Here is a 6,628-nt window from a genome sequence, read left to right as displayed (position 1 = left end):
GATCACACAAGGCATCACCGGACAACACGGCGACCCCCATCAATCTGGCCGGAAACCATCCGGTCAACAGACTCCGTGAGACACGACAGCGACGTCGGTCGGCACCGGATCGGATTGCCGGATTCCGGTTGTCACACCGCCCGCAGGTGGCGGTCGAATTCAAGCCAACCCACAAGCGACCACACAGCTCTGCGCGGTAGCAGGGGAACGAGGAGTGGACCGGTGACCTGCAACTCTCCAGGCCGTCCCACGTCGTCAGGCGGGCCGGACGCCTGCTTACCCGCGCGGATCGCGCGGTCCGCGCAGGCCGTCGACGGCGCGGGCCGCAACCTCTGGGAATTTCACCAGTGGTTCGGGGAGTACAGTGCGAGCGATTCGTCGCGGGTGCGCCGCATCCCGTGGGACGATTTGACAGGCTGGCGATTCGAGGATAGGACGGGGAATCTCGTCCATGAGACCGGCCGATTCTTTTCCATACAAGGTTTGCGGATAAGGAACGACCAGGGGCCCGTTCGTGATTGGGCGCAGCCGATCATCGTCCAGCGAGAAGTCGGCATATTAGGAATCCTGGTCAAGGAGTTCAATGGCGTACTGCATTGTCTGATGCAGGCCAAGATGGAACCCGGAAACCGCAACGGTATACAGCTCTCCCCCACCGTGCAGGCGACCAGGAGCAACTACACCGGGGTGCACGGCGGACGTCCCGTACCTTATCTGGAGTACTTCCGGGATCCGTCGTCCAGACAGGTACTGGCCGACGTCCTGCATTCGGAACAGGGTTCCTGGTTCCACCGGAAACGCAATCGAAACATGATTGTCGAGGTAACCGAGGACGTGGAGCCGCTGGACGGCTTCCACTGGCTCACCATCGGCCAGTTGCACGCCCTGCTGGCCGAGGACGACCTGGTGAACATGGACTCGCGCACCGTGCTGTCCTGCCTCCCGTTCGCGGGCGACCCGGGCGGGGACGACGAGAACGGCGACAGGAAAGCGCCACACACCACCGGTCACCTCCGCAGCTGGATCAACGACGCGCGGGTCCGCTCGGACCTCGACGCCACTCTCACCGGCCTCGGCGAGGTCCAGGGCTGGCACCGGTCCGCGGACCGGATAGCGCATGAATCCGGCCTCTTCTTCGACGTCATGGCGGTGGATGTGCGCACCGGCAGCCGTGAGGTCGGCGGCTGGGCGCAGCCGATGATCGAGTGCCGGGACACCGGGATCGTGGCCTTCCTGGTCAAGCACGACGCGGCGACAGGGGAACTGCACGCCCTGGTCCATCTCAAGGCGGAGCCGGGCTTCGTGGATGTGGTCGAGCTGGCCCCGACGGTGCAGTGCACCCCGCAGAACTACAAGGTCCTGCCGGCCGAGGCGTACCCCCCGTTCCTGGACGAGGTGCTGGGCGCCCCCGTGGACACCATCCGCTTCGACACCACGCTCTCCGAGGAGGGCGGCCGGTTCTTCCACACCCGCAGCCGCTATCTCGTCGTCGAGGTCGACGCGGACCGCGATCTGGCGGTCCCCGACGACTTCCGCTGGGTGACCATGCGCCAACTGGCCCGCTTCCTGCGCCATAGCCACTATGTGAACGTCCAGGCCAGAAGCCTCATCGCCTGTCTGCACAGCCTGATGTCCGAAACGGAACTGAGTGACTGAGTGATGGACAACCCCTCCGAGCCCACTCCCGTGCGCGTCGGCGTCCTCGGCGCGTCCTCGATAGCCCGGCGGCGGACGCTCCCCGCGATGCGGGACCTCCCCGAGGTCACCATCGTCGCCATCGCCAGCCGCGATCCGCAGAAGGCGGAACAGTTTGCCGACGACTTCGACTGCGCCCCCGTCCACGGCTACGAGCGACTGCTGGACCGGGACGACATCGACGCCGTCTATGTCTCGGTCCCCAACGCCCTGCACCATCTGTGGGCGCGCCGCTTCCTCGAGTGCGGCACACACGTGCTGGCCGAGAAACCGCTGACCACCAGGGCGGCGGACACCGCGGAGCTGGCGCGCCTCGCGGCGGAGCGCGGGCTGGTGCTGCGCGAGAACATCACGTTCGTCCACCATGGGATGCACCGTCGGGTGGCCGAGCTGCTGGCGGCCGGCCGCATCGGCCGGCTCCGGCACATCGACGCCTCGTTCTGCTTCCCGCCGCTGCCCGCCTCCGATGTGCGCTACCGGCCCGAACTCGGCGGCGGCGCCCTGCTCGACGCGGGGATCTACCCCGTACGGCTGGCCCAGTACTTCCTCGGCGACGACCTCTCCGTGGCCGGCGCGGTGCTCCGCGACGACCCCGAGACGGGGGTGGATGTGGCGGGCAGCGCCCTGCTGGTGGCGGCGGCCGGCGAAACCGTGACGCTGACCTTCGGCTTCGAACACGGCTACGGGGCGAGGTACACCCTGTGGGGCAGCACCGGGCGGCTCACCGTGGACCGGGCGTTCACCCCGCCCGCCACCCTGTCCCCGCTGTTACGCATCGACGAGCAGGATCACGCGGAGGAAATCGTGCTCCCCGCCGAGCACCAGTTCGCGAGCTCGGTGGCCTCCTTCGCCGAGGCGGTGCGCCGGGCCCAGGACACCGGGGCCGACCCCGGCCACGCCGCCTGGGCCGCCACCACGCTGCGCACCGCCGAGCTGCTGGACCGGATCGCCGGGTCCGCCACCCGTGTCACCTCCGGGAAGCGGCCCTGATGGAAATCATCGGCAACGGCTTCATCGCACGCAATCTGGCCGCCGTCGCGGACCGGCACCCGCACGCCACCGTCATGGCGGCGGGGGTGTCCAGCACCAGCGCGGGCACCCCGGGCGACTTCGCCCGCGAGGCGGAGCTGGTGCGCGACGTCGCCCGGCGCTGCCGGCGCGAGGGCCGCGTCCTCGTCTATCTGTCCAGCGCCTCGCACGCCATGTACGGATCCACCGAGATCGCGGTGGCCGAGGACGCGCCCGTGGACCCTCCGTCGCCGTACGGCAGACAGAAGCTCATGCTGGAGGGCGCCGTCGCCGAGGCCGGGCCGGGGTGGCTGACGCTGCGCCTGAGCCATGCGATCGGCCGATGGCAGCGGTCCCACCAGCTGCTGCCGTCGTTCGTCGGCCAGATCCGCGGCGGCAGCGTGACCCTGTACCGCAACGCACACCGCGATGTGGTGGATGTGAGCGACGTGGTCCGGGCGATCGACGGGCTGCTCGCCCAGGGGGTTCAGGACGAGGTGGTGAACGTCGCTTCGGGGGTTCCCTGGCCGGTCGAGTCGATCGTGCGCGGCATCGAGCGCCGTATGGCGGCCCGCCCGAGGTACGACGTGGTCGATGTGGCACCCACGCTGACCAGGGTCTCCGTCGACAAGCTGTGCAAGCTGCTGCCACCCATGCGGTCGGTCACCGAGCCCGGCTATCTCGACCGGGTCCTCGACCGGTACGTCGCGTACTACTGAGCCGCCCGGCCCGAGCCGTCCCACCAGTCACACTCGTACGGAGGATTCATGCAGGTCTCGCTCGTCGTCACGGGGTCACGCGGAGACGTCCAGCCGTTCATCGCGCTGGGCAGAGCCCTCGAGGCCCGGGGGCACACGGTGACCCTGGCCACCCACGAGGACTTCGAGGGGCTCGTCGGGGAGGCCGGTCTTGACTTCGCGGCCCTGCCGGGCAGCCCGCGCGACTTCCTGGCCCACCCGGCCCTCGCGGAGGCCCTTCAGCAGGGGGCCTCGCTGTTCCGCGCCGCCCGCAAGGTCCCGCGGCAGAGCCCCGAGCACAACCGCCGGCTCGCCGCCAGGATCGCGGAGGTGTGCTCGGGCGCCGATCTGGTCGTGAACAGCATCCTGAGCCGGATCATGTTCGAGGACGACGGCACCGCCCCGTGGTGTTCGCTGAGCTGGTGGCCGCTGAACCCGACCGCCGAGTGGCCCGCGATGATGGCGCCCCGGGCCAAGCTCGGAGGGGCGTACAACCGGCTGACCCACCGCCTGGCGGGGATGCTGGACTCGGTCACCATGGGCGGCTACCGCAAGGACGCGGGGCTGTCCAAGCTCCCGTTCGGCAAGCCGTACGGCAACCTGGGCCGGGAGGTCCCGCTGATCTGCCCGGTGAGCCGGGCGCTGTTCACCGAGCCCTCCGACTGGCCGGAGCTGTCGCACATCACCGGCTACTGGTTCTGGGACCGCGAGTGGAGCCCGTCCCCCGAGCTGGAGAAGTTCATGGCGGACGGCACTCCCCCGGTGACCCTGTCCTTCGGCTCCATCTGGCCGGTGCATCCGCCGGCCAAGACCCTGGAGAAGGTGCTGGACGTGGTCCGCTCCCACGACCGCCGGCTCGTTCTGGTGGGCGGTGGCCCGGACACCGTGCCGGACGATGTGTTCCGCGTCGACGATGTGCACTACCCGTGGCTGTTTCCGCGCTCCTCGGTGGTCATCCACCACGGCGGCTGCAACACCACGGGTGAGGCGCTGCGCTCCGGCACGGCCCAGGTCGTGGTGCCGACCTTCGGCGACGCCCCGTTCTGGGCGGCCCAGGTGCACGCCCTGGGGGTGGCGCCCAAGCCCGTTCCGTACGCGAAGTTCACCGCCGAGGCCCTGGACACGGCACTGGGCACGGCCCTGGACGACGAGAAGCTCCGCGCCAAGGCGGCGAGTGTCGGGGAGAGCGTGCGCGCCGAGGACGGCACCGGCAAGGCGGTCGAGATCATGGAGGAGTGGGTGCGGCGCTGGCGCGAACAGCGGGCCGCCGAATCCGCTGCCTGACACGCCCGGCTACGGCAACCGGGCGACGGTCGACCGGGCGAAACAAGACCCCGGCCACCGGCTCTGGCCTGCCCATCCGCGTTTCCCGGTGTCCGGGGACACCCGCGCTGCGGGTGCACACGCACGCAAATCCGCACACAGTGAAAACCGTGACGCACCAGCCCCTTCCCTGACGGTCGGGGCGGGTGACCTACGGAGCCGGGCTGAGGTGCTGTGGTATGCGTGTGACCGGACTTGGGCATGCTGGACTGTTCATCGAGACCGCCGCCGGATCGGTGCTCTGCGATCCCTGGGTCAACCCGGCCTTCTTCGGCTCGTGGTTCCCGTTCCCCGACAACACGGACCTGGACTGGGCCCACTACGGACGGGCCTCGGACTACCTGTACATATCGCATCTGCACCGTGACCACTTCGACGCGGAGAACCTGCGCCGCAATGTGCGCAAGGACATCACCGTGCTGCTCCCCGCCTTCGCCACCGATGAGTTGGAGTGCGAGCTGCGTGCGCTGGGGTTCTCCGAATTCCTGCGCACCAGCAGCGGTGTCCCGGTCGAACGCGACGGCCTGCGCATCATGATCACCGCCCTGACCGGCCCCGGCGACGGCCCCATCGGCGACTCCGCGCTGTCGCTGGACGACGGCGAGACGGTGTTGCTCAACCAGAACGACGCGCATCCGCTGGACATCCCCTCGATCCGGGCGTTCGGTGAGGTCGATGTCCACTTCCTCCAGTTCTCCGGGGCGATTTGGTGGCCGATGGTCTACCAACTGCCGGACAGCGCGAAGCGGGAGTTCGCCGCCCGCAAGCGCGAGGGCCAGTCCGAGCGGGCGATGCGCTACATCGACGCCGTCGAGGCCACGCATGTGTTCCCCAACGCGGGCCCGCCCTGCTTCCTCGACGAGGACCTGTTCGAGTTCAACGGCACCGGCCGCGACGGGACGAGCATCTTCGTCGACCAGCGGGAGTTTCTGGCGGAGCTGGCCGAGGCCCGGCCGGACGTCTCGGCGCATCTGCTGCTGCCGGGCACCGTCGCGGAACCGCAGAACACCGCCTGCAAGCTCACCCATCGCCACACCGCGAAGGAGATCGACCACATCTTCGAGCACAAGCGGGACTACCTGCGTGAGTTCGCCCGCAGACAGCAGCCCGCGCTGGCCGCCGAGCGCGCCTCCCGCGCCCCGGCGCTGCCGCCCGACCGTCTGCTGGCCGAGCTGAAGCAGTGGTGGGAACCGCTGCTGGCGCGCGCGGACCGGATCTGCGACGGAGTCGGCGGGCCGGCCCGGCTGAATGTGGGCGACACCCCGATCGTGATCGACTTCCCGGCCCGTGAGGTCCGCCGCTGGGACGGTGAGCGCTGCCGCTACACGCTGTCCACCACGGGCGACCTGGTGGCCACCAACATCGCGCGGCGCGAGGTCGACTGGTCCAACAGCCTGCTGCTCTCGCTGCGGTTCAGCGCCAGCCGGATCGGCCCGTACAACGAATTCCTGTACGTGTTCTTCAAGTGCCTGTCCACTGAGCGCATCGAGTACGTGGAGAACTACTACGACTCCGGCCACGACGACGGCCAGCACATCGAGCTCGACGGCTGGCGTGTCCAGCGGCGCTGTCCCCATCTACGCGCGGACCTCGGCCGGTTCGGACAGATCGACGGCGATCAGCTCACCTGCACCCTGCACGGCTGGCGCTACAACCTGACCACCGGCCGCTGTCTGACCGCGGACGGCCATGACATCCGCGCGGAGCGGACCGCGCCGGCCGACGGCTGACAACACCCAGGAGTCCCTCGCAGGGGCCCGGTGTCGGCACACCGCCGACACCGGGCCCTTTTCCATGTCCCGGGACGCGTCTGCCGGCATCGCATGGCAACCGGTCGCCCTCCGCGATCCTTCCGTACGCTCCAT

The 6,628-nt window shown here is 69.3% G+C and carries 5 protein-coding genes; all 5 read left to right on the top strand.

Features of this window, described 5'->3' with window-relative positions; all coding sequences use genetic code 11:
* The first annotated feature begins 75 nt into the window (after positions 1–75).
* The 5 genes from ACZ4WQ_RS10210 (at position 76) to ACZ4WQ_RS10190 (ending at position 6,493) form a co-directional block, all read left to right on the top strand.
* On the top strand, positions 76–1,656 hold the full coding sequence (locus tag ACZ4WQ_RS10210) for an NDP-hexose 2,3-dehydratase family protein (RefSeq protein ID WP_398375326.1): 1,581 nt from the start codon (positions 76–78) through the stop codon (positions 1,654–1,656).
* A gap of 3 nt (positions 1,657–1,659) precedes the next feature.
* Entirely contained in the window at positions 1,660–2,685 is a 1,026-nt protein-coding gene (locus tag ACZ4WQ_RS10205) for a Gfo/Idh/MocA family protein (RefSeq protein WP_358844978.1), read from the top strand.
* Entirely contained in the window at positions 2,685–3,422 is a 738-nt protein-coding gene (locus ACZ4WQ_RS10200; RefSeq protein WP_398375323.1) for an NAD-dependent epimerase/dehydratase family protein, read from the top strand. Before ACZ4WQ_RS10205 ends, ACZ4WQ_RS10200 begins: the two co-directional genes overlap by 1 nt.
* Positions 3,423–3,470: 48 nt before the next feature.
* On the top strand, positions 3,471–4,724 hold the full coding sequence (locus ACZ4WQ_RS10195; protein WP_385345066.1) for a glycosyltransferase: 1,254 nt from the start codon (positions 3,471–3,473) through the stop codon (positions 4,722–4,724).
* A 218-nt stretch (positions 4,725–4,942) separates the two neighbouring features.
* Positions 4,943–6,493 carry a Rieske 2Fe-2S domain-containing protein gene (locus tag ACZ4WQ_RS10190; RefSeq protein ID WP_361190911.1) on the top strand — a complete coding sequence of 517 codons (1,551 nt, stop codon included), beginning with the start codon at positions 4,943–4,945 and terminating at the stop codon, positions 6,491–6,493.
* Positions 6,494–6,628 lie beyond the last annotated feature (135 nt).

Source organism: Streptomyces sp. NPDC028305, from assembly GCF_055569495.1.
Note: the sequence above shows the minus strand (reverse complement) of the source record. Positions and strands in the feature narration are given on the sequence as shown.